Origin of the sequence: Pseudomonas sp. Root71 (assembly GCF_001429045.1) — a bacterium.
Taxonomy (GTDB): Bacteria; Pseudomonadota; Gammaproteobacteria; order Pseudomonadales; family Pseudomonadaceae; genus Aquipseudomonas; species Aquipseudomonas monachiensis.
In genome coordinates this window covers 515999-542914 of the sequence record NZ_LMHY01000012.1, presented here as the reverse complement: position 1 = coordinate 542914, position 26916 = coordinate 515999, and the positions used below count along the sequence as shown (strand labels likewise).

Genomic DNA, 26916 nt, shown 5'->3' with positions numbered 1-26916 from the left:
AATAATCGTCCGAGTACGAACACCCTGGAAATATATTTAGGTATTTAGTGGAAAAAAGTCTCGCCACTCAATAAAGTGTGATCGCTCTCACACTATTTGTGTTTCTTAGTGGATTCAGCACCTTGGCATGAATGGTGGCACGTAGTGGGCCAAACAGTGGCAAAAGGACATAAAAAATTAATCGCCATCGTTTCAAAATAGTGGCACAATTCCATATTGCCACCATCTAACGACGATACTCCACTAGTTCAGTTCGCCGAGAAAATCAACTAAAAGCTTGAAAAGCTTAAGTATTGTTAAAAAACTCGGGAGCCACGTCTAAAATTCGCGTAAATGTTACCAATTGTCAGTCACAGATGAGAACCGGTGCTTTAACATCCCGATGTCAGCACCTATTCGAGTCAATGCATGATGCTTACAGGGAACTTAGCGACTAGAAGCCAGCGCCAGACAAACGATGAACCCGGAGTTCTCACTCTGGGTCGTACCCGTGGCGTGGCTGAACATTTTAGAGCGCTAGTCGCAAGGCATGTGCGGACCGATATGGCACTAGAGGCCAATTCCTACACTAGTTCATTCAAGAAGAATGAACGCTCTGGTTCGTATCGCGCCATCTTCATCATCATCGACAGCCCCCAGGCCCTCGAGGAAAGCCTCGCGCTAGTGGAAAACCTGCGCAACGGCAACTTGAAACCCATCATTTGCGCGGTCATCACGGGCCGAGGCACCTACAACAAGATCAAGTACTATCTTGCGGGGGCCGACTACTGCATCAAGTTCAATACCCTTTCCGATGAAAGCTCTGAGTTGCTCGCCGAGTTCTTCAGCAGTGAAGAATGGCAAAGAGATATCAATTTGATATTGGACCCTACCCGTATTTGCCTACTGGGCACCAGCAAGAAGCTGGACATCTCCTTTGCGGAAATGAAGATCCTGGAAGCCTTTGCGCAAACCAGTAACCACATACTAAGTCACGATGAAATTGCCAACATCATGGGGCTCAACAGCAACTTTTATGACCCCAGGGCGCTGGAAAAATCGATCAGTCGCCTTCGTGGAAAAATCAAGGACACCTATGGCACAAACGCTATCCAGAGCATCCGCGGGCATGGGTACCGGTTGATGAGGGGACTGATTTCAACTCTCTGACACACCGAAAAGATGGCGCTTTAGCATCAACTTTATCAACCATACAAAGACCTCGGCTTCAGCGTTTCTTGTATTTCATACCAAAGGCACTTATCGATTCCATGACCGTGGCAACATCTAACCATAACAATAAAAGTTTATTCTATAGCAGCAGATCGAGTGGAACCCATCGAGGGCCAAATTTGGGCCCAGACCCTGCCTTTCGACTACTTCCCAGGGAGTCATTGCTCCCCTGCCGATCATCTTTTAGCCAAATTTGGTGTGTACTTCAGGAGAGAGACATGGAAACTAGTACAACCCTCCCAAGGAAATACTTTGTCGTCGTGACCCACAGCACAACGTCGCAGCGTGAACTTGAGACCATCCTGTCCAGTGAGCGCTTCAACTCGTTTGGCACCTCCCAGGCACAAATGTTTATTGAAGGCGTTGCTTCACCCTCTTCCGCACCTGTGCTGATGGAGTTCAGCTACCCAAGCGTTTCAAGGAAAAACGTAGCGCGCAGTATCGAACATGATACACAGCGACTACTGGCGACCCTGGAATCCGAATGGCTGGCAGCGCAATCGACGAATCCATTCCACAGCATGCCGGCAACGACCGGGGCAGCCAACGATATTGCGCAAACCATTGAGGGCGACACTCCTTACAGCGAAGCCTGGCAACTCGACAAGGATCAAAGCGCCTTGGTAAAAGAGGGCGTCGAGATCAGCCTGACCGGATTGGAAGCCGCGCTGGTAAAGAAAATGCTGCACCATGAAGAGCGTGTCGTCAGTCGAGACGAACTGATCCTCAGCATCGGCAGGGAGCCAGAACAATATCGTGGCCTGGAAATGTGCCTGAGTCGGCTGCAAGACAAATTCAAAATGGCCAGTAACGGTGAACGACTGTTTCGCGCAGTAAGAAATCGTGGCTATTGCCTGATCCAGGAAGTCGTGGCGTAAACACCTCCACCCTTAGCGAATAAAACAAACAGAAACAGTGCGACTACAATAATAAAAAAGCACTCTGTTTGGTTTCAACCTCCGCGCTAGTCAGACCGCCCTCATCCCCTCCCCTCCTACAATACCAAAGACCACTCTAATTATTCACCCTCTTCCATTCGACCTTTTCTAACGCTCGGCTTTTTCTAAAACCCTGATAGTTGGCACTTTGCCACCTTGTTAGAACTCGTCAGACAGCATCTCCGCCAATAACTTAGTCTATTGACTGACGACAGTTCGGCATATCGACGTTGTTACCTCAGGACACTCGCTATAACAACAATAACAAGTCTGTTTAACAACTCGGATTTCAACTGTCGAAACCTGAATGGACGTCTTTTGGGGATATTGTATGGATCTTACTCTTAGTATCAATCGAAACACCGGCCTCAAGGGACTTACCTTTTGGGGGCAATGGGCGCTGGCACAGGGCTTTGTAGTTTCCCTGTTGTTCATACTTGCCGAGCGGCACACTGGAACGGTCGAGTTCTATTACCGGATGTGCGCAACGCTCGCCGTACTGGCCTCGGTTCCGGCTTATACGTTCAGCGGTGTGTACCGCAAAAGAGACAATTATCTGTCAGGGCTGGGACGCCTGTTCATGGGCTGGTCCATGACGATGGCCGCGCTGGCGTGCATCGCGTTTATCTGCAAGGCCGATGAGCTATTTTCCCGACAAGTCATCCTGGGTTGGGCGGTGTACGGTTTCCTCGGCCAGGCGTTGCTGTACGCGCCGCTGCATGCGTTCTCGAAGTTCTACCAGCGGTCACGCAAAAGCGAGCATAAAACCCTGATCGTCGGCACCGGTGAACTGGCGCTGGGATTGGCGAACAAGCTGAGCGACCTCGAAAACCTGCCGTTGGTGGGCCTGGTCAGCAACGGCGCCCCTCCCTCACTGGAGCCGGGCGCACCCAGCATCGTCGGCGCCCAGGAAGACCTGCTGGAACTGATCAAGACCCATGACATCCGTCGTTTGTACATCACCCTGCCCCTGTCGGAAGCGGCAAAAATCGAAGCCATGTACGTCGATTTGCTGGATGCCAACGTTGACGTGGTCTGGGTGCCGGACTTGAACAGCCTGACGCTGCTCAATCACTCGGTGAAAGTCGTGGACGGCCTGCCGGCGATCTACTTGAACGAAAGTCCGCTGACCAGCCGGCCCACCGCCGCGCTGAGTAAAAGCCTGGTGGAGAAAAGCGTGGCCCTGTTGGCCATTATCCTGCTGAGCCCGGTGTTGCTGGTCATCGCCCTGGCCGTGAAGCTCAACTCCCCTGGCCCGGTATTCTTCAAGCAGGACCGCCATGGCTGGAACGGCAAAGTGATTCAGGTCTGGAAGTTCCGCTCCATGCGTGTGCACGATGACCATGAGGTCAAACAGGCCAGCCGCAACGACTCGCGTATCACCGCCGTCGGACGCTTCATCCGTCGCACTTCGCTGGACGAATTGCCGCAACTGTTCAACGTGCTGCAAGGGCAAATGGCGCTGGTCGGCCCGCGCCCTCACGCCGTCGCGCACAACAACTACTACTCCGGGAAGATTCTCGCCTACATGGCGCGCCATCGAATCAAACCGGGCATCACCGGCCTGGCGCAGATCAACGGTTGCCGCGGCGAGACCGACACCATCGACAAGATGCAGAAGCGTGTCGAGATCGACCTCAAGTACATCAACAACTGGTCGTTGTGGCTGGACCTGAAGATTCTGGTGAAAACGCCGTTCACCTTGTTGTCGAAGGACATCTACTGAAGGTTTAGGGCTGCACAAGGCAACACCGCAAGGGGACGCAAGTCCCCTTTTTTGTGGCTGTGATTTTGGACTGCCCGGATTTATGGATCACCAAAAGACCAGTGTAGGAGCAAGCCTGCTCGCGATAGCGGGGTATCAGTCAACATCAATGCTGGATGTACTGACGCCTTCGCGAGCAAGCCCGCGAAAGCGTCGGGTCAGTCAACATCAATGCTGAATGTACTGACACCATCGCGAGCAAGCTCGCTCCCACAGGGGATTGGGGGCTGTCTGGGTCTTCGGCTCGCCAAATGACCACTGTGGGAGCGTGGCTTGCCCGCGATGGCGGGGCATCAGTCAACATCMATGCTGARTGTGCYGACGYCTTCGCGAGCAAGCCCGCTCCCACAGGGGATTGGGGGTTGTCTGGGTCTTCGGCTCGCCAAATGACCACTGTGGGAGCGTGGCTTGCCCGCGATGGCGCCGGATCAGTCAACATCAATGCTGAACGTACCGACGCCATCGCGAGCCTGCTCGCTCCTACAGGTTACTCAGTGATCTTCTCGAAGTTGCGGTAGAACATGTCGTCGTCGCGGCTGTCGGTCATGGAGTGCAACTGGTAGCTGCGATTGAGCCGTGCACCGCCGTCCCGGGTCAGTGGCGACCAGACGAGGTTGGCACGGCGCATGGTCGACATGCTCATCAGTTCGTCGAACGGAATGGACAGGTAGATGCCTTTGTCGAAACTACCTTCGCCATATTCAGCACCGGTTGCGGTGGTGATGGTTGCCCAGGCACCAAAGCGTACGCCGTTGGAAAACTCTCGCGAGATATCCAGCGTGCCGCCCCAGTCGCCAGCCAGGTAACGCCCGACGCTGACGGCTGCCAGCGTATCGTAGGGCAAGTCGGTGTAGCCGGTGATGTGGCCGGTCAACACCGAGTAATCACGCAAGCCAAAACCCTGGTCGAACTCGCGCTGGCGCACGTAGTTCAGGTCCGCGCCCACCGACCAGCGCTCGCCGGTCGGACGGAACAGCACCTCGCCCCCGACGCCGGCAAACATCGACTCCAGGTAGCCACCGTACACCATGCCATACAGGTCTTTGTCCAACTGCTCGGCATGGCTGACCTGGAACAACGGCATGGTGACATCCGACGTGGTCATGTACTGGCGCAAGTCCGTGCGCACGCGGGGCAAGCCGCTGGGTGCGTCATAGGTGAACTTGTCGAAGTTGTTGATCAGGTTGGCACTGAGCAAACCACTCCACCAGGTGTTGCGGTTGAAGCGGTACTCGGCGTCCGCGTCGGCGCTGAACTGATAGAGCAAGCCATCGGGGCCGCCGACATTCTGCTTGAAGCCCAGCCCGACGCCATAAGCGAATGGCTGCATCGCTTCGGTGTAGAGGGTTTTCTCGTTGTGCGGCATCGCCGGATTGATTTCGGTGGTGCGATGCAGGGCTTGCAACGGCTCTTCGTTGTTGATCACTTCGCGGAAGGTTTGCCGAGGCACGCTGGTTTCTTCAAGCGCCAGGTCGTAGCGCTTGTTCACCACGGTGAACCAGTCGATATCGTCGTTGACGCTGTTGTCCAGGATCCGGCTCGCGCGGCCGACGGCCTTGGCCGAATGGAAGTAACGCTGCTGCTCGCCATACACGATCAACTCGGAATCGCGCTGGCTGATACGCTCGACCTTGTACCCGGCATTTTGCTGCAGGCGCCGGGACACATCGGCCCAGTTGACCTGATCCATCCCGGTGCTCGGCGCCTTCGCTGGCAAGGGTTCAGCCGGCGGATCGAACGTCTTCGCCGGCGCCTTGCGGCTGGCGAAGTTGGTGTGAAAGGTGACGCCGAACATAGCCGTATTGCCGCGTTCCCAGGCTGCGCTGAGGTCGATCGAGTCAGTTACTTTGAACACCGCGCCGAGGTTGATCGGCGAGTCCTGCTTGATCTGGTTGTCCTTCGGCTCGTGCTTGTAATCGTTGCCTTCGTATTCGAGTTTAAGACTGAGCCGATCCCAGGGTGTCTGGTAGCTCACGCCGCCGAAAAAGGATGGGCTGCCGCGAAAATAGGCCCCGGCGTTGACATCACCGGTGCCCTCGCTGTCGGGCCGGGTCTTGAAGCGATCACTGACGTAGCCCAGCGGGTTTTCGAAGTCGCCACGGTTGCCCAGGTAACCCCAGGCAATGCCGGCGCTGAAATCAAAATTGTCGTAGCGCTTGTTGGCCACCACGAATTCACTGGAGAACAGGCCTGTACCACCGATGTCCCGGAAGCCCAAGGCCACTTCGGGCGCCCAATGGGTTTCTTCCCACAGGCGGGCCTTGAGGTCGACCGCCTTGTCCTTATAGCTCTGGTTGCCGCTCAACGATTCGGGGCCGTAAGGGCGGTTAGTGATCGCGGTGTAGCGAAACGAGCCTTCCAGCCACTCAAGTGGCTGAAGTGAAACGCTGTAACGGCTGTAGGGGTCGGTGCGGTTGGCATTCAGGCTCAACTCACCGGCCGGCGCCATGCGCGCCGTCGGCGTTTGCAACAAGCCCGCGCCACCGAAATCATTCTGGGTAATGCGTGGTTCTGCATGAGCCAGACCACACGGCAATAACAATACGGCTGCAAAACGTAAATTCAACGAACCACCTCAGCCAGCTGCGTGGCAATAAATTCGGCCAACTGCTGATTCAGTTCAGGGATAGGCGGATCAAGGTCATCGTTTTTGACCGGGACCAGAATCTTGCTGCCGGCGGCCGGTATCTGCCCGCTCTCGCGATTCCAGTGGGCAATGCCGACGCGCCGGGTGACGCCATTGGGCTGGATCAACCACAGGTAATCGGCGTCCGCATCGACCAGCGGCGTGCAACCCCGCAGGTAATCGCGGGCCTCTTGCAGCGCTTGATAGGGCAACCGACACGACTCGGCGACAGCGCCGAGCACCTCGACTTCGTCGACCCGCAACGGGTAGATGAGGCGGTCGCCGTCGTCCAGGCGAATGTTGCGGGCAAACCCGACTTCCACGGCGACCGGGTCCAGGACAGCCACCTGGCGTCCGGTGACCGGCATGCGCCTGACTTGCTCGGCCAACCGCACCGCCAGGGCAGCCCGGCTCGGCCTGTCGAAAAGCATGGCCATGCGCTGCAACACGTCCAGATCGAACAGCACCCCGACCTTGAGTCGGGTCTGTTGCTCGACCAGGGATTTACGCAGCAGTACGGCCGCCAACCAGTAACTCTCGACATTGGGTTGTGCCATGCTGATCACGTCCAGCAATCTCCCGCCCGCCGGCAGCTCGACCGCCCCCGGGTTGGCAACGTCACCGGTGACGGTGACCGCTGCATGGCTGATGCCGGTGATCAACAGCAGGCACGCCGATAGAGCCCTGACCCGCTTCACCGGGCATGCCTGCGGTCTGGGGTCAGTTGCACGATCTTGACCCGCAACTGCGAGGTCAGTTGCTGCTCACTCTGCACAATGAAACCGTCAACGGGATCGACCCAGTAACGATTGGTCGCACGCAGGCCGATGGCCGGCGCGTCAATCTGCTCATCGACACGTAGCACGGCGTATTCCTTGTTGAGGATTTCCAGGGTTTCCATGGATTTGCGGGAGAAGCGACTGTTCAAGGTCACCCCGACTTCCTGGCCCTGGTAGAGATCGATCCAGCGCTGGCTGGTGTAGCCATCGGGTACTTGATGGAGGCCTTGCTTGAAGGGCGAGACGTCAGCCAGGCGCGTCCCGTCCAGATCGCCGTCCAGGCCCAGGCCGATGCTGCGCACCGCCAGGCCATCGCGCATGAGCAGAACCTGTTTGCCGGACGCGACCCAGAATTGCAGGTCGTCGCGCTCACGCACCAGCGCCAGCACGCCGGAACCGGACGGCGTGGTCAGCTTGAGCTGGGGATAGCGCACATCCGCCACCTGGGCCGCCGTCACGTCCAGCTCATCCGGCCCCGACACCGCCGACTTGAGGTTGGTCACCGAAGCGACCATCAGCGGGTTACAGCCACACAACATCAAGGCCGCTATCAAGCAGACGCCAACATTCAACGTTCTCACGATCGGACCCGGCCTTAATTGCTGTTGCTGCTGACTTCACTCATGTTCTTCGCCGCGGATGCGCCCGTACCGACAATCGCTGCCGACGGCACCAATTGGCTGACGAAGCGATTCCAGCGAGTCACGTTGGCAGGACCTACGTAGACAACGTCCTGGGGACGTACTTCAAAGTGCGTGGCCAGCGCCATGGCGGTCGGTGATTGGGCTTGCAACTGGTAGACCTTCGCCGGCTCCACATCGAGGTTTTCAACACCTCTGATCACGTACACGGCGTTACCGTTGGAGGTGGTCTGACTCAATCCGCCGACCGAGCCCAGCACATCGGACAGGTTCATGGTGGCGGTCTTGAAGCTCAGTGCGCGGGGCTGGTTGACCTCGCCCATGACGTAGATGCGCTTTTTGTCGTTGTACGGCAGATACAACTGATCGCCACCCTTGAGGTAAACGTTCTGCAACTCGGAGTCCGGCTGGTTGAGCGTGTCGAGATTGAGCGTGTAGACCCGCCCGTTTCGCGTCAGCAACAGGCCGGACAAGTCGGCACTCGTCGTATCGATACCGGCAGAACCGAGGGCCTCGACCACACTCAGCGGATTGGTGGAAATCGCTTGTGGACCGGCTTTCGAAACGGCGCCCGTCACCACGACTTTCTGACTGGAAAAGCGCAACACGGCGACATCCACTTGCGGTTCGGCGATGAAGGCCGACAGCCTGGCTTCGATGTCCGATCGCAGTTGCTGGACGGTTTTGCCGGCCGCCTGGACTTCTTTGATAAACGGGTAGTAGAGCGTGCCATCGGCACGCACCAGGCGACCGTTGGCATCGATCTGCTGTTGCGCGCCGGAGGGTGCGGTCAGCTCCGGATGATCCCAGACCGTGATGTACAGGACATCGTTACTGCCGATGCGGTACTCGGCCGGGGCCGCCAACAGTTCCGTCGGCACGGACTCACGCTTTTGCGTGGCCCTGTTCATGGCGATGAGCTTGGGCGTGATCGGAATGAGCTCGACCCGGCTGCTCTCGCTGGCGCCCTGGCGCGTGATATCACTGGTGCTCAGGTATTGGCCGGGGGAAAACATGCAACCTTGTAAAGCGATGCTTGCCAACATTAAAAGAGAAAAACTACGAGTCATAATGGCACTACGCTATTCAAGGGCGAATCTAAAAACAAAGTCACCCGATTTGCATCGGGCGACCTTGTACTGCACCAACAGATGTTTCAGTTAGTTGTGCGTGCCGGTTGTACCCGTGGTACCTGTCGTACCCGTCGTACCGCCGTTTGCACTTCCACCACTGTTGGACGCCGCTACAGCACTGGCGACCATTGCTGTACTGGCTGCAGTGGCTTGAGTCGCCGCCACGTTACCCAATACATTGGTCGCAGTTGTAAGCGGCGCTTCTACCGCGGACGCCCAGTTGCTCAACATCGTCAACAGGGCAATTGCCATCACTTTCTTCATATCAACTCCTTTCTAACATTCAACCCGATCGAAATCGGGTAGTGCGTTAGAGGTGGTAGAGTTCAAGTCCGCGAAAAATGCGGACAAGATCCGTTGTTCTTTCACAGTCTTACCCAACTGATAAAAGTCGAACGGCAGGTTTATATCTACGGACTTGCAAAAGGCATGACCAGTGTATTTTCCCGACGATATCTAACAACCTGACCGGAAATAACATTTGGCTAAAACGCCATCATCCCAGATAGCCTTTGGGATGATTCGATTGCCAGCGCCAGGTATCCGTGACCATGTCCTGCAAGTTGCGCGTGGCCTTCCAGCCCAGCTCTTTCTCCGCCTTGGAAGGGTCGGCCCAGCTCTCGGCGATATCACCCGAGCGACGCGGCATCATTCGATAGGGCACCGGCTGACCGCACGCCTGCTCGAACGCCCGCAGCACTTGCAACACGCTGTAGCCATCGCCCGTGCCGAGGTTCCAGGTATGAATGCCGGTACGCCCGGCGATGGACTGCAAGGCCTTTAGATGGCCGTCCGCCAGGTCCACGACGTGGATGTAGTCCCGCACCCCGGTACCGTCGACCGTGGGGTAATCGTTGCCGAAGATCGATAACTCCCGCAGGCTGCCAACCGCCACCTGGCTGATGTAGGGCACCAGGTTATTCGGAATGCCACTCGGGTCTTCGCCCAGATGGCCGCTGTCATGCGCCCCGATCGGGTTGAAGTAACGCAACAGCGCGATGCTCCAGCGCGGCTCGGCCAAGGCCAGGTCGCGCAGCACATTCTCGACGATCAGCTTGGATTGACCGTAGGGATTGGTCGGGATGCCCGTGGGGAAATCCTCGCGGATCGGCATCTGCTCCGGCTCGCCGTATACCGTGGCCGACGAACTGAACACCAGGCGAAACACCCCGGCAGCCGCCATCGCCTGACACAGCGTGATGCTGCCGCTGACGTTGGTCTCGTAATACTCAAGGGGCTTGCGCACGCTCTCGCCCACGGCCTTGAGACCGGCAAAGTGCAGGACGGCATCGATGGCATGCTGCTGGAAAATCCGGTCCAGCAAGGCCCGATCGCACACATCACCCTGAATCATCAGCGCACTCTTGCCGCAAATGGCTTCCACCGCGTGCAATGCCGCGTCGCTGCTGTTGCAAAGATTATCCAGCACAACAACTTCATAGCCTGCCTCAAGCAGTGCGAGCGTGGTGTGCGAACCGATATATCCAGCTCCACCCGTTACCAGAATTTTCATAGCGCGGTCCATAGTGGGAAAAGTGCGAAGTTGCGTGTCAAGCCCCTCTTGTTAAAGCTGTGTGCTGAACCACACAAATAAGAGCGACAACAACCCAAAACAAAATTAGTTCAACGACTGGCAATAAATATTTTTTCAGGCCAAACTGTATTGCGGAATACTTATTAGCATTCCGACGCACGCACCACTATCAACAGATACCGACTAAAAATAACCAACAACTATCAACCCGACATCTCATAACATTGTCGTGTTATCCGCACATTGCTATTTGCCACTAGTGGCCAGACTCAGGTATTAAAGTAAGCCTTCAATAAACATTGAAACTTGCAATCACTCGTTGTTGCGCGCACCCGTTGGCTGTGTTCCATGACTGTCCAGGATACTTTTATGATTCGTAAATGTTTGTTCCCCGCTGCCGGCTATGGCACTCGTTTCTTGCCCGCGACCAAGGCCATGCCCAAGGAAATGCTGCCGATCGTCAACAAGCCGTTGATCGAGTACGCCGTCGAAGAGGCACGGGACGCCGGCCTGCAACACATGGCGATCGTCACCGGGCGGGGCAAGCGCGCGCTGGAAGACCACTTCGACATCAGCTACGAGTTGGAGCACCAGATTCGCGGCACCGAGAAAGAGAAGTTCCTGGCCGGAACCCGCGAGCTCATCGACACCTGTACCTTCTCCTACACCCGCCAGGTGGAAATGAAGGGCCTGGGCCACGCGATTCTCAGCGGCCGTCCGTTGATCGGCGACGAACCCTTCGCCGTGGTACTGGCCGATGACCTGTGCCTGAACCTGGAAGGTGATGGCGTCCTCACGCAAATGATCGAGCTCTACAAGAAATTCCGCTGCTCGATCGTGGCCATCCAGGAAGTCCCCCGCGACCAGACCCACAAGTACGGCGTGATAGCCGGCGAGCCGATCTCCGACGGGATCTACCGGGTCAACAACATGGTGGAAAAACCGGCCCCGCAGGACGCCCCGTCGAACCTGGCGATCATCGGCCGCTACATTCTGACGCCGGATATCTTCGACCTGATCGCCGACACCGAACCGGGTAAGGGCGGCGAGATCCAGATCACCGACGCGCTGATGAAACAGGCGCAGAACGGCTGCGTGCTGGCCTACAAGTTCAAGGGTTTGCGCTTCGATTGCGGCGACGCCGAGGGTTACCTGCAGGCGACCAACTTCTGCTACGAAAACCTGTATCTCAAGGGCCGCTAAGACGGCTCCAGCACCCGACGCCCACTCTTCATTCAGGCAGGCCAACCATGAACATTAAAAAGCTCTCGGCATACATTGAAATGGAGGTGGGCAACCTCGGAGTGATGTCCTCGTTATCGCGACATCAGCGGTTGCCGAGCGCCAACCAGTCCTGGCTCGGCCCCACTCTGCTGGTGGAACGGATCGGTATGTTTCCCTCTTCCGGAGACATCCGCCGGCCAATGCGCGACCCCTATCCCCTGCTCGCTCACCTGAAAAGGCTTTACCGCGGGCAGGCGCTGGAAATCGATGACCGCGATGGGCTGAAAGTGATTTTCAGCGACTGGCGATTCCGGGTGCGCATTTGCTGCAACGACCCAGCCATCATCATCAACGTGGAGACCCGGTGCGCTACGCAGCTGATGCCGCTAAAAACCGCAGAGCTGCTCAGTCATCTGGAGCACTTCGAATCGGCTGTCCTGTAAGAGCGAGCTTGCTCGCGAAGAGGCCRGCACATCCAGCATCCACATCGCCTGACACAMCGCCATCGCGAGCAAGCTCGCTCCCACGATGATTCGGGTAGTTCGCAGATTTTGCGTATAGCCATTGAACCTGTGGGAGCGAGCTTGCTCGCGATGAGGCCGGCACATCCAGCATCTACTTCGCCTGACACMCCACCATCGCGAGCAAGCTCGCTCCCACAGTGATTTGGGTAGTTCGCAGATTTTGCGTATAGCCATTRAACCTGTGGGAGCGAGCTTGCTCGCGATGAGGCCGGCACATCCAGCATCCACATCGCCTGACACACCRCCATCGCGAGCAAGCTCGCTCCCACAATGATTCGGGTAGTTCGCAGATTTTGCGYATAGCCATTAAACCTGTGGGAGCGAGCYTGCTCGCGATGAGGCCGGCACATCCAGCATCCACATCGCCTGACACAACGCCATCGCGAGCAAGCTCGCTCCTACAGTGCCGCGTCGCAGGTGTCCTGTGCTGATCTCCCGGTATTGTCACCGACGATCAGACGATAGAAATAATCAGCAATCACTCGCCCGCCCGTGGCCGGAACCGGATGAATCTTGTCCGGGCCGATCATGGTGGCGGCATAGCGCTTGAAGTCAGTGCCGAATGCGCACTGCAGATTGGCGTAACCAAGATGTTCCTTGCGCGCCCAGGGTTCCAGGACTTGCGCATAGGCCGACATCGGGTAGGCACTGGAACGCGTCGTGTCCTGACGCAGGATCAGGTTGATGCTCGCCGCCGGTTGAATCTCGCGAACCATCCCCACCAAACCCTGAACGTTCTTCAGGTACTGCTCGGGCTTCACGCCAAAACCCTGGTCGTTACCACCCAGCATAATCAGGTAGAGGTCGGCGGGAATCTTCGACACCACCGTCTTCCACTGCGCCTGCCAACGGCCATCGCCGTGGTAGAAGTCAGCGGACGCCGCGCCGGACGCCGCCAGTTTGGATACCCGCACGCCGCCCTGGTCGTTGCTCATCCACAGGCCGAAGAGCGTTGGCGCGCCTTTCACCACTTCCAGCCGGAACGACCAGTCTTTCGCTGCCGACATGCCTGGCAGTGGCACTTCCTGTACCCCTGAGCCTGCGAGCGTCAAGGGCTGCCAGGATTGCGACGGTGCCCAGCGGTAGCGAACCTCATTGGGTTCGCCATTGCCGAGGTAAAGCAATTTCGCTTGGGTGACAGCCGTGTTGATGGCCGGTGTCGGGCTGGCATCGATCTCCAGCCAGGCGCCAGGCCCTCCGGCAAGGGTACGACTGTCGGGGCTGGCCTGGCCAAGGGCGGACACCTGCCAGTCACCGCCGAAGTATTTTTCGCTGCTGCGGCTGTATTTGAAGTGCGTGCCGCCAAGTGCCGCGCCGTGGTTGAAACCGACATAGCCGGGGCCCGCGAAACCCGCCTCCCCGGCCAGCCGCTGCACCAGTTTGTTCAGATAGAAATCCTGCCCGGCGCTGTAGCTGTCGCCGATCACCGAGATGGACAGGACTTTCCCGCCCTTGCCTTCGCGCCACTGGCCAAACCGTTCGCGAGCGTCGCCGACTTCGACCACTGACGCCGCAACAGGCTGGACCTCATCAACTGCCAACATGCATCGCTTCCTTCACTCGGACAAACCTCAAGTCTGGGGCACCGGGGTGGCGTTTGCCGGCGGTTTTTTAGCCGCCGCGCGCTCACCCAGGAACAGCACGGAGGTGACGTTGAATCGACTGAAAACCATCGATAGAACCACCGGCCCCAGCAAGCCACACGCCAGGCCACCGAGCACCAGAAGGCTTTCGTCCTTCACGCCCAAACGCCCCAGGACAAACCGCGAAGTGGCGGCAAACAACACATGGAACAGGAAGATCGCGTAGGAATACCCGCCGAGCCAGGTCAGCCACTTCGAGCGCATGTCACTGGACAGCAACGCAATGCAGGAAACACAACCCACGGTCAAACCGATCAGGCTGCGGCGGTCGACGATCAACTCGCGATCCACCGCCGCCACGTACAGCAGTGTCAGCGAGATCAACACAAACACCAACGGCCCGATCACCTTGAACCGTTGCTTCAACGCATCGACGTTTTCCTGGCCAATCATCCCCGCCACGAAAAACGGTAGCAGGTAGATCGCGCCATTAATGCCAAACGCATCGAGCTTGAACGGCGGCAGCACAAACAACACCGCCGCAAAGGCAAACAGCAGATACAAGCGCGTTGCCGAACGCAGCAAACCACGCCACTCCAGCAGGCCGACGAACATGAAAATGATGAACACCGCCTGCAGGAACCAGAAGTGGTTGACGGGCACCCAGAACGACAACAACGCGTCGATCACACCGACGTCCTTGTTCACACCCGGCCCCACCGCCTGCAACACCGAGAACGGCACACCCACGCAGAACAGCGGCACGATCAAGCGTCGCACCTTGCCGCTGAAGAACGCGGAAAAGTCATTGCCGCGGATTTTGTAGATGGAGTAGATATAGCCGGAAATGAAGGTGAACAGCGGCATGCGCACATACACCATCGAGTCGGCGATCACCCGGAACGGCGAGCCCAGGTCTATCTTCAAGCCGCCACCCAACGGGCCGATGACGTGATAGAGCACCAGCAGCAGGCACGCCAGGCCGCGCAGGGTTTCGATCTCCAGGGACTTTTTCTTGCTCGACATAAAGCACCTGCCTCAATTCAGAATTCTTGATTCAACTTGCACCGGCTTGTTCGCCCGCAACATCAATCCCAGGCCGACGAACAACACCGGCACCACCATCGAGAAGTGCCGGGCGAAGGAGCCGAAGTCCGGTTCGAACAGGCCTTGAACCAGCAAAAATGCCAGCGGAATCGCGATCAGTTCCTTGGGTTTGGTCTGGATCGGCGCACCTTTGTAATCGGTCGAGGTGATGACTTTGAACAGCAGCAACGCGGTCATGATCATCAACGCCACGAAGATCACCTGGCCCGGCCCGGACAGCAGAATCAGCTCCACCGGGAACGACAGCCGGAAGAAGATGATCATCGAGTCCAGTGCCTGCGAGACAAAGTCGCTGCCGCTGAGCCACGAGACGATCAACGACTTGGACCCCTCCTCACCCGCGGTGCGCAGTTCGTTGTTACTGGCGCGAATCGACGACACCGGAAACCCAAGCGCCACCTGGATCGCCATGGCGACCGCCAGGTAGAACAGGAACAGCATCAGGAAGAAAGTGAAGCGCGAGACATACTTCTTCATCACGCAGACGCCGACCCAGGACAGTGAAAACAGAATCCAGTAGGGGCGGATCAACACGCCGTAGATCACTGCCGAGAAGAAAAATCCGCCGCGATATTTGCGCGTCAAGGAGCTGAGCAAAATGCTCAACACCGCCACCGACACAATGATTTCCTTGGTCAGGTTCTCAAGGAAGAACGAACGAACGATGCCCCACAGACACAGCGTGCCGAAGATCGCCAGCGGCATGCGCCGGAAGACCACCACCGGGATCGCCGTGAGGAAAAAATTGCAGAACATGCCATAGGCCCAGGCATTGGTCAGATTGATCCCCGTGGGCCGCAGCAGAAACGCCGAACACTCATAGGAAGAGCGATCCGGCGAGAACGGGTTCCAGAAATTGCAGTTGTCGGCCCGCGCGTAGGACGACCACAAGGTCATGGCATCCGGGCCAGGATCGCGAGGAATCAGCAGCGGCATGGCCACCGACAGAAACAACCCGGTGAACAGGATCAGGAACGAAATAGAGGAATCGAGTTTCTTGCCGCGAAACTCGATGCACGGCAGCTTCAACCCCATGCCAGAGCCCCTTTCGGCCGAGTCACACGGGTCAACACGGCAATCACGCCGAGTTGCACGATGATCGCAAAGACGTTGCCCCAGGCAGCGCCATAAATCGAATAGTGCTTGATCAGCAGGTAGCTGACCGGCACCGAAACCAACAGGCAAATCGCCGCGCTGGCCAGCGACACGCGACTGTTCTTCGAGGCAATCAAACCACCCCAGACGATGTCGCCAATCGCACGCAGGGCGAAGGAAAAAATCAACACGCCGAGGATTGCGTTGTCCGGACGAGGAACACTCGTGGCGACGTAATCAAGCACAACGTTGAAGAACAGATAAATCAGCACCGCCACCGCGGCGGATACCACCAGCGAGCGCATGACCCATTTGTTGACGAACAATTGCCGGACAGTGAACGGCTGTTGATCAGCCTGAAAGCGCTTGGCGAGCACCGGAATGCCGACCACCGCCACCACCGCATAGGACAGCGCCTGCAAGGTATTGGCCGCCGACCAGGCGTACACGTATTTACCGAGGCTGGCGTAGGGTTCGATGTCGATAATCAGAAAGCGCTCGGCGTACTGACTCAACGCGATCAAGCCTGTGCCGAGATAGAACGGCAACCCGGCCTTCCACACGGTTGCCGTGGCCAGCGTCCCGCTCACCCGGCCCTTGTGCACGTTCACCACAATCAGGTAACCGGCGACGATCACCAGCACGTTGGCCACAACCCACAGCCACAGCACACTGGCGATCCCGGACACCCAGCCGAGCATCATCCCGCCCACCGCCAACAGCGCCCAGAGGCCGGTCTTGATGAAAAACAGCAGCGCACCGGCCGTGGCTTTCTGCGCGGAAAACACGAAGGAGTTGATTTCGAACGACAGGTGTTCAGTGAGCAGAACCAGGGTCACGCAGAGGATCAGCGCGGTCGTTGCCTCGACTGCCTGGAACAGCGAATACACCAACACCGTCACCACCGACAACAACAGCCCCACGGCCAGGTACAGCAGCAGGACCTTGTCGACGACCCGTCGCGAACTGCCACCGACGCTGATCAGCCGATTGATTTCCGAACTGAAGCCGACACTGTAGAACTTCGACGCAATCAACGAGGCGGCGACCACCACGCCGTAAAAGCCCAGCGCCTCATAACCGAGGAAATGGGTGATCGCCAGCACCAGCAAAAACTTCGCGCCCAATGCCCCGCCGCGAAGCAGTAGCCGAAATATCATCGAACGATACCTTTGATGATGTCGTCCATGGCCACGGTTTTTGCCTCGATCTCGCGGCAGGTGTCGGTCAGGCGCTTGCCGAAACCGGACAGTGCGTTCGGCGCGTAGACCGTATCGATGATGGTGTCGACATTGATGTCGCCGCCGTTGATCACCCAGTCTTCCACGCCCATGTCCTGATAGGCGCCGAAGCCTTTGCGCTCATAGCTGATGTGGTACGCCGGGACGCCGGACAGCAGCGACTCGATGGCGCCGTGCAGGCGCACGGAAATCACCAGGTCCGGCTGATACTTGGCCAGCGTGGCCTTCAAAGGCAGCAGGTCTTCGGTAATGCCCAACTCGCGATAGAACGCACCGTCATCGTTGCCGCGAACGGCGCTCTGGACCGCGCAAACCACTTTGCTTTTGTTCTTCAAGCGTTGCAGCAGCAACTTCAAGTTGGCCACGTAGGCGACCTTCTTTTCCTTGCTCCACTCCGGCGGCTTGCGCAGCACCACGCACACCGTTGCCGGCGATGACGCGCAACGGGTGAACTTGGGCTGCATGAGGATCTTGCTGGCCAATGACTGGACCGCCAGATCCGGTGCGCGGTAGACATTTTCACAGGCATCGAAAATCGCCGACGACCTGTTGTCACGCACGAACACCGCATCGGCGCTGGCGTAGTGCTCGACGATCTTGCTGCTCTCGCCGTGGAACGGCCCGATGCTTTGCGGCAGGTACACCGACGGCACTTTGCTGAGGATCGCCGTTTCCAGTTGCTTGGCGTGGCCCAGTTTCAACTTGATGTGCTCAAAGGCACTTTTGGAACGCATGTAGCCGCCACCGACGCCGACGATCAAATCGGTTTTCTTCAACAGGTCAGCGAGACCGGCGTAGGACTGGTTGAGGAACACCGCCTGCTTGACCCGCCCCAACCCCTTGGCCGCCATCACCGGCGCGTCAAAACGCGGGTGCGGCAAGTAGCTGAAGGACTCTGGATCGGAGGCCACGACACTGATCGAAGTGTCGTCACCAAAGTTTCGCTGCACCAGGGCAATGGCCAGATCCACGAGCAGACCGTCACCGGAGTTGGACGCACTGTAGCCATGCAAAATCGTTACGTTCATAAGCTTGAGTTCTACTTAAAAAGTGGGGGCGCGATACAGGTCATAGGTCTGGCGGATCATCAACGCGGCGCTGAAGCGCTCGCGGACGATGCTGCGCCCTTCGCTGCCAAGGTCGAGCAACCGCGGCTTCTGGATTTTCTTCAGTACATCGGCCAGCGCCTGGTGGTCGCCGCTGGGGAAGACGTAGCCGGACACCTCGTTGGTGACCAGTTCGGGCAGTGACGTACAGTTGCTGGCAATCACCGGCAAGCCCATGGCCATGCCTTCGAGCGGCACCATGGCAAAGCCTTCCCAGCGGCTCGGGACGATCAGCGCATCGGCTTTGCGGTACAGCGCCTGGACTTCGCTCGGTGTCACCCACGGCAGGTATTCAACCCCTTCCATCGGCGGACACTCGACCGAATCCTCGTTCACGGCGCTGCCAACCACCGTCAGTTTCAGATCACTGCGCTGGACTTTGGCGAAAGCCTTGAGCAACACGTCGAAGCCTTTCTGATAATCGAGGCGGCCGACAAAGAGCAGATGAATCGGCTCGGGGTTGCTGGCTTTCGGCGCTTCATCCTTGTGATGAATGCCGTTGTAGATCAGCTTCATGCGCTTGCGCTCAATGCCGAACCGCGCGGCCTTGTCGAGCTCGTACTGGCTGACGCAGATGATCACGTCGGTGACCTTCTGCAATACCCGCTCGATCCACGCGTAGGCTTTCTGCTTGGTCGGCGAGCTTTCCATCAGGAACGAAAAGGCATGGGGGCAATAGACGATCTTCGGCTTGCGCCAAGGTCGCAACAGCACGCACACACAACGCCCGATGACGCCGGAGAAGGTGCTATGCAAATGCACGACATCGGGTTTTTCCTTGAGCATCACCTGGGTCAGTCGCCAGGCGAAGCGCAGCAACGACGGCACATTGCGTCCGGTCCGGGCGAAGGTGCGGATCTGTTGCCCGGCAATCCCGTGCAGTTCCTTTTCCTGATCCTGCGGGACCAGATAGACCAGCTCATAGCTTGCCGCGTCGCCTTCGGGCGAAGCCGAAATCGTGCGGATCACCGTCGCGACGCCACCTTTGATCGTCTCTGCCACGTGCAGTATTTTTTTCACAACTCACCCACTTCAAACATGAAAGGACAATCGCTGACACTCAGGATTTGTCGGACGCGTATTCGTAGTTGTAATAGCCGTAGCTACCGTTACCGTAGTAACTGGCCGCACGCTTCTCGACGCCGTTGAACACCGCGCCCTTCAACTCGATGCCGTTCTGGGCGAATCGACGAATCGTCAGTTCGATCTCTTTGGCCGGGTTCACCCCGAAGCGCGTGACAATCAGGCTGATCCCCGCGTCACGACCGACAATCGCCGCATCCGTCACCGCCAGCAGCGGTGGCGTGTCGATGATCACCACGTCATACAGCTCACTGAGTTGCGCCAGCAGCTCACGAAAATTGACGTGCATCAGCAGTTCTGAAGGATTGGGCGGGACCTGCCCACGACTGATGAAATGCAGGTTGTCGACTTCGACTTTATTGATCGCCTGCTCGATGCTGCAGCGCTTGACCAACAGGTCCGACAAGCCATTGGTGATCGGTGTGTTCAGCGTCTTGTGCAGATGGCCTTTGCGCATGTCGGCATCGATCAGCACCACCCGCTGTCCGCTCTGCGCCATGACTGCCGCGAGGTTGGAAGAAACGAAGGTTTTGCCGACCTGCGGGCTCGGGCCGGAAATCATGATCCGGTTGTTGGTCGAATCCAGCCCGGCAAAGTGCAGACAGGTGCGCAGACTGCGGATCGACTCGATGGACAGGTCCGTCGGGTTACGCAGGGCCAACAGGTACGCCGGCTTGTCCGCGCCGTCCCGGGCGCGACCTTTTTTGCTGTCCTCTTCCTGTTGCAAGGCGCTATAGGGAATCGACGCGTACACCGGCAAACCGAGTTGCTCGATGGCCTCCGGACCTTCCAGGCCCCGGCTCAGGGACTTGCGCAGCAACACCAGCGCAACGCCGAAAAAGGCGCCGAGGAAGGTTGCAATCAGCACGATCAAGGCTTTTTTCGGTTTGACCGGGCTGGTCAGGTCGACATCTGCGGGGTCGACCAATCGCACGTTGCCCACGGCCCCCGCCCGGACGATGTCCAGCTCCTGGGATTTATTCAGCAGTTGCGTGTAGATCTGCGACGCCACTTCCACGTCGCGGGTCAGGTTCAGCAGTTCCTGTTGCGTGGCAGGCAGGTCCTGGGCCTTGCCCTCCAGCGCCTTCTGCTGCTGGGTCAATTCGCCGATCTGGGTCATCAGCGCGCGGTACGCCGGATGCTGTTTGGTGAACTTGCGATCCATCTCCGCCTGTTGCATTTTCAGTTCGGAGATACGGGTGTCCAGACTGACGACCTGTTCCAGCACCGATTGGGTTTCGAGGGAAATGTTGACCGTCTTGCCACGGGTTTGATAACCATTGAGTGCATCGCTGGCCTTGGCCAGGTCGCGTTTGACCTGCGGCAGTTGGCCTTGCAGGAACTCCAGGCTCTGCGCCGCTTCCGCCGACGTGCGTTGCACGTTCTGCTGCACATACAACGAAGCGATTTTATTGAGGATTTTCACCGCCTCGGCCGCGTCGCTGCTGGCCAGGGCCAAACGGATGATCCCCGACTCCTTGCCTTGCTCGGAAATATCCAGCGCATCCTGGTAACTCTGGATGGTCACGATCCGTGGATTGCGCACCACTTCGAAACGGGTGCCAGGGTTTGCCGAGAGTTGAGCGATCAACCCCTCTACATCGTCCTGTTTGAACGCTTCGCCTGCGACGCCTTCGGCCAGCAAGTTGTCGTTTTCATTGAACAACTGGAATCGATGCTGCTCGCCAGCGACCAGCGTGAGCTTCTTGCCCAGCAGTTCTTTCGGCAGATTGAGCCGGTTGATCTCCAGACGCTCACCGCCCCAGGCGTAGCTGTTCAGGCCCAAGCGCGGCGCCGCGACACTGAACTCGGTCTCGCCGCGATAACGTCGGGCGAGGAAGCCGCCAATGACCGGGAAGGTGTTGGGGGTGACGTCGATATCAAGGCGAAGATCATCGACCGTTTTGCCGATCACCGCGCGGGACTTGATGATGCCGATTTCGGTCACCGACGGCGATTGCCCGCCGAGCATGCTGTTGAGATCGGAGAACCCGAGCATGTCGTTCTTCTTCGGCTCGACCTGCACCAGCGCGTTCGCCAGGTACACGGGAGTCGCCAAAACCGCATAGGCAACGCCGGTCGCCATGAAGGCACCGGTGAGCGCGCCGATCAACCATTTCTGGTCGACCAAACTGCCAAATATGCCGAGAAGATCAATGCTGTCTTGATCGTTGTCACGGGTGCCGATTACTGACGGTAACTGCATAAGTCTGTTCTTACCATTCACTGATCTGAAGAATATTCATCAATGTCCGAGGCGCTGCGCCCATGAGCTAACAGCATCTTCAATCAATGCATGGGCATGAATAAAAGCGGCCTTTCCTTGACGATACGGATCCTGTATTTCTCGCTCGCTCTGCCACTTGCCGAGCAGAAACACTTTGCCCCTGGCATGAGAGGCAATCTTCAGTACTTGTTTTACATGCTCTTTTTCCATGACCAGAATCAGGTCTGATTCATTGACGATGTCCGGTGTAATTTGCCGCGCCTTAAACCCTTGGGCGTTGTGCCCGTGGTCTTCCAGAACCTGGAGGGCCGACGGTTCCATGGCCTCGCCAACCCGTGCGGCAAGGCCCGCCGAGGTGACCGAGATCGCTGAAGGGGCCAGCGCGTTACGCAGCAAAGTTTCTGCTGTCGGACTTCGGCAGATATTGCCCACGCAGACGACAAGAATCTTTCTGAACAAGGTTACTTTCCCGTGTAATATCAATATGCCAACATTTCGAGTGGGCTTAGTGAACCCAAAAGACCTTGCGGCACTGAGAAATAGATTCGCCCTGTTAATACAAGTGCATTAAGTACCACAGCCCCCAAAAGCCACCCAACCAGAATTACCGGACCAAAAATAACTGTGATTTTCCGGAACTAACTACCTGACAAAAAATAACATTCGCGCACTTGGCACCCTCGCGAGCATCCAAATGAAAGTAACGAATCAATCATTGGAAAATGTCATTACCCGCCAGGAGTGCAGGCATGAAATCAGCACGTCTCAAACGGCTCACCGCTTCAACCCTGTTAATGCTGGGTGCAGCCAGCCAGGTTGACGCCAGCGACTTGTTCCCCCTGCTTGCCGCCAACAAAACCATCGGTGTCCAGGTGAAGATCCAGACCTTCTCCCCCACCGACGCCGAGCAAATCAAGGCCGCTGGCTTCGGATTCGTGCGCTTTGGCGTGTGGACCAACAGCCTGGGCGGCGCTGCGTATCAAAAGCAGATCAGCGATGCCTTCGCCGCGGCCAAGTCCGCCGACCTGCCGGTACTGATGACCGTACGCTCGACCAAGGCGCTGACCTCCGCGCCCGACAACACCAGCGAACTCGTCGCTGCCGGCGAATCGTTCGCCAGTTCGGTGAAAGGGCTGGAGCAGTCATACGGCGCACAGCTCGTCGCGATTGAAATATGGAACGAACCGGACCTGGCGAAGTACTGGCCAACCCGAAATCTCGACACGACCTTTGTTCCGTTCATGAGCGCCCTGTGCAAGTCGCTGCAGGAACAACCACAATCGACGCCGCTGATCGGCTTTGGCTTCGCCCGGGCACCGAGTGCCGGCACGACGTCAGCATTGGCGCTGAAAAAAATCGTCAGTGAATACCCCCAGTGCCTGAGTGCGATCTCTTATCACCCCTACGGCATGTCGGGCGCACAGATCAGCAAGACCCAGGCGTTTATTCAGCAAAACTTCCATCTACCGGGGGTCATCAGTGAATGGGGCGTTCCTTCGCTCAGTTCCAACGGCGGGATCGAAGCGCAGGCCAGCAAAATCAGCACCTTCATCGCCGACGTCAAGAAGCTCGACATCCCGCTGACATCGATTTACGAGTGGAAAAACAGTGAAACGGGCAGCAATGACCGAGAGCGAAATTTCGGTTTCCTGACCTCCGACGGTCAAGCGAAACCAGCAAAAATGGCAGCCTCTACCCAGCTGAATCCGCAGTAGGAGGTACGTCCACGGGGTGCTGACGGTCAGTTGCCTGGAACCTGTGCCGCGTTTCGGCATCGTATTGATCAATACCGGGCCCGCCTTTCAAACAACTGTATTCCGGTTGTTGCCGCAGGGGCCGTCGATACACGTACACGCCCTTGAGTGGCTGTCAGCGCTCGGGTAATGTCATCAGACCCATAGGACAGAGCACGCCCATGACTTCCAAGCTGGAACAACTCAAACAAATGACTACCGTGGTTGCCGATACCGGCGACTTCGAAGCTATCGCTCGCGTTAAACCCGTGGATGCCACCACTAACCCTTCCCTGCTGCTCAAGGCCGCGGCCATTCCTGCGTATGCCGAGCTGCTGAACGCCTGCGTCCATGACTGCAAGGGCGATGTGGGACTGGCCAGCGACCGTTTTGGCGTGGCCGTGGGGCAAGAAATCCTGAAAGTGATCCCGGGCCGCATTTCCACCGAAGTGGATGCGCGCCTGTCGTTCGACACCGATGCCATGCTCAAGCGGGCGCATCGCCTGATCGAGCTGTACGACAAGGCCGGCATTGGCCGCGACCGCGTGCTGATCAAGATCGCCTCCACCTGGGAAGGCATCCGCGCTGCCGAGATCCTGGAAAAGGAAGGCATCCAGACCAACCTGACCCTGCTGTTCTCCTTTGCCCAGGCAGCCGCCTGCGCCGACGCCGGGGTGTTCCTGATTTCGCCGTTCGTGGGCCGTATCTACGACTGGTACAAGAAAGCCAACGGCAACGACTACACCGGCGCCGATGATCCCGGCGTGCAGTCGGTGACCCGCATCTACAACTACTACAAGGCCAATGACTACAAGACCGTGGTCATGGGCGCGAGCTTCCGCAACCTGGGTCAGATCGAGCAACTGGCCGGCTGCGACCGCCTGACCATCAGCCCGGACCTGATCGACAAGCTGGCCGCGGATACCGGCAAGCTGGAGCGCAAACTGGTGCCGGGCCATGCCGGTGAAGCGCGCCTGAGCCTCAACGAATCGCAGTTCCGCTGGCTGTCCAACGAAGATGCGATGGCGACCGAGAAACTGGCTGAAGGCATTCGTCAGTTTGCGCGGGACCAGGAGAAGCTCGAGGCGTTGTTGCAAGCCAAGCTGTGATCTGAGCGGGTGTAATGCAAAAAGGGCGAACCTTCACAGGTTCGCCCTTTTTTGTGAGCAATCTCGCACTCACAGGGATTATGGGTTGAAATCGATTCGTGCGTTCAGTGCAAAACCAATGTGGGAGCGGGCTTGCTCGCGAAGGCGGCCTCGCATTCAACATCGCGGTGAACGGACTGACGCTTTCGCGAGCAAGCCCGCTCCCACAGGAGATTGAAGTTGGAATTGGAGTTTTGTGGGCCAGGCTGACCCACATCACTTCAGGAAATCAGTGACGCTCTAGCGCATTCACCAGATCATGGAAGGCTTCACGATTGGTGTCGTTCAGCCCCATGAGGATCTTGTGCGCTTCAAGCACCTTGATCCGCACCACTTCTTCGGACTGATCCTGGTCTGGCAGGTCGTCCAGGCATTCCGGGCACGGCACCGGCTTGTCAACGATGTTGAACACCTGCTCGAAGCCCATGGACTGCAACAAACGCGTGATGTCTTCGTGGGTGGTGACGACGGTCGGCAGCAGGCCGACCTTCTGCCGCGACAGGATCGACAGCTTGGCCAGCAGGCCAAGGGTGGTGCTGTCAATGCTGCGGGTTTCGGTCAGATCGATCACGATCGTGTTGAAATTCAACGCGCTGAAGATCCGCTCAATAGTCGCATCCAACGCCGAACACAGGGTCAGGCGAACTTCACCGACGAACTTCAGGACGAAGGTGCCATCCTGCTCGGCGAACTGGATTCTACCGGTACTCATCAAAGATTCCTGCTCAACACCAACAGGGCGATATCATCCGGCATCTCCCCTAGCGTGGCCAATCCAAAAACCTGCCGCAACCCATCCAGGGTGCCGCCCGCAGCCTTGACCCGTTGGGGCAACGCCGCCTCTTTTTCTTTGAGTGTGGGTTCTGGCAAAAGGTCCAGAATGCCATCAGACATCAGCGTGAGGCTGAACGTCGGTGGCAGTTCCAGCACGTGGTCTTCGTAGGTGGCTTCGTTGAAGAGGCCCACCGGCAGGCCACGCCCTTCCAGATAACGAACACTGTCTGGCGTGTACAACACTGGCAACGGCAGATGACCGCCGATGCTATAGGTCAACAAACCGGTCTCCTCGTCGATGACTCCACCGACCATTGTGACGTGTTTACCCAGCTTACAACTGATCAGGCCCCGGTTGATATGACCAAGAACCTCTGAAGGCTTGAATTCCGGCAAGGTGCCGCTGCGCTTGGACTCGAACAGCAAGCGCGTGGTCATGAACTTCAACAGCACGGTGACGAAGGCTGAAGAGGCGCCATGACCGGAAACGTCCGCCAGGTAAAAGGCGACCCGGCGCTCGTCGACCCGGAAGTAATCGACGAAATCACCCGACAGGTACAGCGACGGGATGATCTGGTGAGCAAACTTGAACTCGTCGATGGTCCAGGGGCTGACCGGCAGCATGTTCATCTGCACCTGGCGACCGGCGTTCTGGTCCTCCTGGAGCAGGTTCAGGCTGGCTTCGAGTTCGCGGTTGGCCTTCTCCAGCTTCTCGCGGTAGCGCTGGTTCTCCAGCAGCAGGCGCGCACGATCCAAGGCCCGGCGCACAGAGTGCTCGAGCACAGCCAGATCTTCGAGAGGCTTGATCAGGTAGTCCGCCGCGCCCAGGCGCAGGGCTTCGACCGCGTCGTTCATCACGCCGGCACCCGACACCACGATCACCGGGGTTTGCGGTGAGCGTTCGGTCACCTGGCGAATGAGTTCGAGTCCGCCCATCTGCGGCATGCGCAGATCGCAGATGACCAAGTCGGGCTTGTCTTGCTCGAATACCTGAAGACCCTGCTGACCATTGCTGGCCTGCAAGACGCTGAAACCACTGTCTTCCAAATAGGCGGCGAGGCTCGCGCGCACTACCTCGTCATCATCGATTATCAGCAGCGTGGCACTGGTTTTTGGCATGTGGGCAAACGGCGCCAGAATTAGGTTGGCGTAGCAGGCGGGGACTTTGGCCCGGCACTGACTACTGGATTCGCTTTCTAGCCTCTCTGTCGCACCGCTTTCGGGCATTTGCCCTACACACATGTTCACCAGAGGTGCCCTTCTAAGGCGCAGACGGTACTCCCATCCGCGGGGCGTTTCAAGCTCACGCCGATGGTCGCTTGACGTCTTTATTTGTCAAATCACCGAGAGTTATAAGAACAGGCAAATCCGTAACCCAATGGAAGGTTCGAACCCATGAGTCAAACCCCTCGTGACTACAGCAAAAAGCGCGATGACATCCCC

Annotated in this window: 23 protein-coding genes; 7 read left to right on the top strand and 16 right to left on the bottom strand. The window is 57.8% G+C overall.

What is annotated here, in order from left to right:
* The first annotated feature begins 408 nt into the window (after positions 1 to 408).
* The 3 genes from ASD95_RS12485 (at position 409) to ASD95_RS12475 (ending at position 3876) form a co-directional block, all read left to right on the top strand.
* Positions 409 to 1149 carry a winged helix-turn-helix domain-containing protein gene (locus tag ASD95_RS12485; RefSeq protein ID WP_056722065.1) on the top strand — a complete coding sequence of 247 codons (741 nt, stop codon included), beginning with the start codon at positions 409 to 411 and terminating at the stop codon, positions 1147 to 1149.
* A 281-nt stretch (positions 1150 to 1430) separates the two neighbouring features.
* Positions 1431 to 2090, top strand: a complete 660-nt coding sequence (locus ASD95_RS12480) for a winged helix-turn-helix domain-containing protein (protein ID WP_056722063.1) — start codon at positions 1431 to 1433, stop codon at positions 2088 to 2090.
* A gap of 391 nt (positions 2091 to 2481) precedes the next feature.
* Positions 2482 to 3876 carry an undecaprenyl-phosphate glucose phosphotransferase gene (locus ASD95_RS12475; RefSeq protein ID WP_056722061.1) on the top strand — a complete coding sequence of 465 codons (1395 nt, stop codon included), beginning with the start codon at positions 2482 to 2484 and terminating at the stop codon, positions 3874 to 3876.
* Positions 3877 to 4402: 526 nt separating this feature from the next.
* Here the strand turns inward: ASD95_RS12475 and ASD95_RS12470 are convergent.
* The 6 genes from ASD95_RS12470 to galE form a co-directional block, all read right to left on the bottom strand.
* The gene (locus ASD95_RS12470; protein ID WP_056722059.1) at positions 4403 to 6481 is read right to left on the bottom strand and encodes a YjbH domain-containing protein; all 2079 of its coding nucleotides are present in this window, start codon (positions 6479 to 6481) and stop codon (positions 4403 to 4405) included.
* Positions 6478 to 7239: a capsule biosynthesis GfcC family protein gene (locus ASD95_RS12465; protein WP_056722057.1), complete on the bottom strand. Its 762-nt coding sequence runs from the start codon at positions 7237 to 7239 to the stop codon at positions 6478 to 6480. Before ASD95_RS12465 ends, ASD95_RS12470 begins: the two co-directional genes overlap by 4 nt.
* Positions 7236 to 7901 carry a YjbF family lipoprotein gene (locus ASD95_RS12460; RefSeq protein WP_082562893.1) on the bottom strand — a complete coding sequence of 222 codons (666 nt, stop codon included), beginning with the start codon at positions 7899 to 7901 and terminating at the stop codon, positions 7236 to 7238. The genes ASD95_RS12465 and ASD95_RS12460 overlap by 4 nt, the downstream gene beginning before the upstream one ends.
* A gap of 14 nt (positions 7902 to 7915) precedes the next feature.
* On the bottom strand, positions 7916 to 8977 hold the full coding sequence (locus ASD95_RS12455; protein ID WP_056722054.1) for a polysaccharide biosynthesis/export family protein: 1062 nt from the start codon (positions 8975 to 8977) through the stop codon (positions 7916 to 7918).
* A gap of 144 nt (positions 8978 to 9121) precedes the next feature.
* On the bottom strand, positions 9122 to 9358 hold the full coding sequence (locus ASD95_RS12450) for a hypothetical protein (protein ID WP_046038091.1): 237 nt from the start codon (positions 9356 to 9358) through the stop codon (positions 9122 to 9124).
* A gap of 232 nt (positions 9359 to 9590) precedes the next feature.
* Positions 9591 to 10607, bottom strand: a complete 1017-nt coding sequence (galE, locus tag ASD95_RS12445) for a UDP-glucose 4-epimerase GalE (RefSeq protein WP_056722052.1) — start codon at positions 10605 to 10607, stop codon at positions 9591 to 9593.
* A 390-nt stretch (positions 10608 to 10997) separates the two neighbouring features.
* Here galE and galU point away from each other — a divergent pair, with 390 nt between their 5' ends.
* Both galU and ASD95_RS12435 read left to right on the top strand, forming a co-directional pair.
* Positions 10998 to 11831: a UTP--glucose-1-phosphate uridylyltransferase GalU gene (galU, locus tag ASD95_RS12440; RefSeq protein WP_008053311.1), complete on the top strand. Its 834-nt coding sequence runs from the start codon at positions 10998 to 11000 to the stop codon at positions 11829 to 11831.
* Positions 11832 to 11878: 47 nt separating this feature from the next.
* On the top strand, positions 11879 to 12295 hold the full coding sequence (locus tag ASD95_RS12435) for a hypothetical protein (protein ID WP_056722050.1): 417 nt from the start codon (positions 11879 to 11881) through the stop codon (positions 12293 to 12295).
* A gap of 479 nt (positions 12296 to 12774) precedes the next feature.
* On the opposite strand, the gene ASD95_RS12430 is transcribed toward ASD95_RS12435, so the two are convergent.
* Genes ASD95_RS12430 through ASD95_RS12395 form a run of 8 tightly spaced genes read right to left on the bottom strand, consistent with a single transcriptional unit; the run spans position 12775 to position 22277 of the window.
* The gene (locus ASD95_RS12430) at positions 12775 to 13920 is read right to left on the bottom strand and encodes an SGNH/GDSL hydrolase family protein (protein WP_056722048.1); all 1146 of its coding nucleotides are present in this window, start codon (positions 13918 to 13920) and stop codon (positions 12775 to 12777) included.
* Positions 13921 to 13947: 27 nt separating this feature from the next.
* Positions 13948 to 14985: an acyltransferase family protein gene (locus tag ASD95_RS12425; protein WP_056722046.1), complete on the bottom strand. Its 1038-nt coding sequence runs from the start codon at positions 14983 to 14985 to the stop codon at positions 13948 to 13950.
* A gap of 12 nt (positions 14986 to 14997) precedes the next feature.
* Positions 14998 to 16101 (bottom strand): hypothetical protein, encoded by a 1104-nt coding sequence (locus ASD95_RS12420; RefSeq protein WP_056722044.1) that lies wholly within the window; start codon positions 16099 to 16101, stop codon positions 14998 to 15000.
* Positions 16092 to 17321 (bottom strand): polysaccharide biosynthesis C-terminal domain-containing protein, encoded by a 1230-nt coding sequence (locus ASD95_RS12415; RefSeq protein WP_056722042.1) that lies wholly within the window; start codon positions 17319 to 17321, stop codon positions 16092 to 16094. The genes ASD95_RS12420 and ASD95_RS12415 overlap by 10 nt, the downstream gene beginning before the upstream one ends.
* A complete protein-coding gene (locus ASD95_RS12410; protein WP_008053317.1) occupies positions 17318 to 18430 on the bottom strand; it encodes a polysaccharide pyruvyl transferase family protein in 1113 nt (370 codons plus the stop codon). The genes ASD95_RS12415 and ASD95_RS12410 overlap by 4 nt, the downstream gene beginning before the upstream one ends.
* Before the next feature lie 15 nt (positions 18431 to 18445).
* The gene (locus ASD95_RS12405) at positions 18446 to 19528 is read right to left on the bottom strand and encodes a glycosyltransferase (RefSeq protein WP_056722040.1); all 1083 of its coding nucleotides are present in this window, start codon (positions 19526 to 19528) and stop codon (positions 18446 to 18448) included.
* A gap of 40 nt (positions 19529 to 19568) precedes the next feature.
* Positions 19569 to 21797 carry a polysaccharide biosynthesis tyrosine autokinase gene (locus ASD95_RS12400; protein WP_056722039.1) on the bottom strand — a complete coding sequence of 743 codons (2229 nt, stop codon included), beginning with the start codon at positions 21795 to 21797 and terminating at the stop codon, positions 19569 to 19571.
* 39 nt (positions 21798 to 21836) lie between these two features.
* Complete coding sequence (locus ASD95_RS12395; RefSeq protein WP_056722037.1) at positions 21837 to 22277, bottom strand: low molecular weight protein-tyrosine-phosphatase; 441 nt, start codon at positions 22275 to 22277, stop codon at positions 21837 to 21839.
* 290 nt (positions 22278 to 22567) lie between these two features.
* On the opposite strand from ASD95_RS12395, the gene ASD95_RS12390 reads away from it, so the two are divergent.
* Together ASD95_RS12390 and tal are read left to right on the top strand one after the other, a co-directional pair.
* Entirely contained in the window at positions 22568 to 23533 is a 966-nt protein-coding gene (locus tag ASD95_RS12390) for a hypothetical protein (RefSeq protein WP_056722035.1), read from the top strand.
* A 200-nt stretch (positions 23534 to 23733) separates the two neighbouring features.
* Positions 23734 to 24660, top strand: a complete 927-nt coding sequence (tal, locus tag ASD95_RS12385) for a transaldolase (protein ID WP_056722034.1) — start codon at positions 23734 to 23736, stop codon at positions 24658 to 24660.
* Positions 24661 to 24928: 268 nt separating this feature from the next.
* Here tal and rssC read toward each other — a convergent pair whose 3' ends face one another.
* Both rssC and rssB read right to left on the bottom strand, forming a co-directional pair.
* A complete protein-coding gene (rssC, locus tag ASD95_RS12380; RefSeq protein WP_046038063.1) occupies positions 24929 to 25411 on the bottom strand; it encodes an anti-sigma factor antagonist RssC in 483 nt (160 codons plus the stop codon).
* Positions 25411 to 26592, bottom strand: coding sequence for a two-component system response regulator RssB (rssB, locus tag ASD95_RS12375; protein ID WP_056722032.1), 1182 nt, complete (start codon positions 26590 to 26592; stop codon positions 25411 to 25413). Before rssB ends, rssC begins: the two co-directional genes overlap by 1 nt.
* Between the last annotated feature and the right edge of the window lie 324 nt (positions 26593 to 26916).

Excerpts from the sequence above, each read along its gene's own strand:
- ASD95_RS12400 (WP_056722039.1), bottom strand. The coding sequence starts at position 21,797 with ATGCAGTTACCGTCAGTAATCGGCACCCGTGACAACGATCAAGACAGC.
- ASD95_RS12420 (WP_056722044.1), bottom strand. The coding sequence starts at position 16,101 with ATGGGGTTGAAGCTGCCGTGCATCGAGTTTCGCGGCAAGAAACTCGAT.
- rssC (WP_046038063.1), bottom strand. The coding sequence starts at position 25,411 with ATGAGTACCGGTAGAATCCAGTTCGCCGAGCAGGATGGCACCTTCGTC.
- ASD95_RS12435 (WP_056722050.1), top strand. The coding sequence starts at position 11,879 with ATGAACATTAAAAAGCTCTCGGCATACATTGAAATGGAGGTGGGCAAC.
- ASD95_RS12455 (WP_056722054.1), bottom strand. The coding sequence starts at position 8,977 with ATGTTTTCCCCCGGCCAATACCTGAGCACCAGTGATATCACGCGCCAG.
- ASD95_RS12430 (WP_056722048.1), bottom strand. The coding sequence starts at position 13,920 with ATGTTGGCAGTTGATGAGGTCCAGCCTGTTGCGGCGTCAGTGGTCGAA.
- galE (WP_056722052.1), bottom strand. The coding sequence starts at position 10,607 with ATGAAAATTCTGGTAACGGGTGGAGCTGGATATATCGGTTCGCACACC.
- rssB (WP_056722032.1), bottom strand. The coding sequence starts at position 26,592 with ATGCCAAAAACCAGTGCCACGCTGCTGATAATCGATGATGACGAGGTA.
- ASD95_RS12485 (WP_056722065.1), top strand. The coding sequence starts at position 409 with ATGATGCTTACAGGGAACTTAGCGACTAGAAGCCAGCGCCAGACAAAC.
- ASD95_RS12480 (WP_056722063.1), top strand. The coding sequence starts at position 1,431 with ATGGAAACTAGTACAACCCTCCCAAGGAAATACTTTGTCGTCGTGACC.
- galU (WP_008053311.1), top strand. The coding sequence starts at position 10,998 with ATGATTCGTAAATGTTTGTTCCCCGCTGCCGGCTATGGCACTCGTTTC.
- ASD95_RS12475 (WP_056722061.1), top strand. The coding sequence starts at position 2,482 with ATGGATCTTACTCTTAGTATCAATCGAAACACCGGCCTCAAGGGACTT.
- ASD95_RS12425 (WP_056722046.1), bottom strand. The coding sequence starts at position 14,985 with ATGTCGAGCAAGAAAAAGTCCCTGGAGATCGAAACCCTGCGCGGCCTG.
- ASD95_RS12390 (WP_056722035.1), top strand. The coding sequence starts at position 22,568 with ATGAAATCAGCACGTCTCAAACGGCTCACCGCTTCAACCCTGTTAATG.
- tal (WP_056722034.1), top strand. The coding sequence starts at position 23,734 with ATGACTTCCAAGCTGGAACAACTCAAACAAATGACTACCGTGGTTGCC.
- ASD95_RS12450 (WP_046038091.1), bottom strand. The coding sequence starts at position 9,358 with ATGAAGAAAGTGATGGCAATTGCCCTGTTGACGATGTTGAGCAACTGG.
- ASD95_RS12415 (WP_056722042.1), bottom strand. The coding sequence starts at position 17,321 with ATGATATTTCGGCTACTGCTTCGCGGCGGGGCATTGGGCGCGAAGTTT.
- ASD95_RS12410 (WP_008053317.1), bottom strand. The coding sequence starts at position 18,430 with ATGAACGTAACGATTTTGCATGGCTACAGTGCGTCCAACTCCGGTGAC.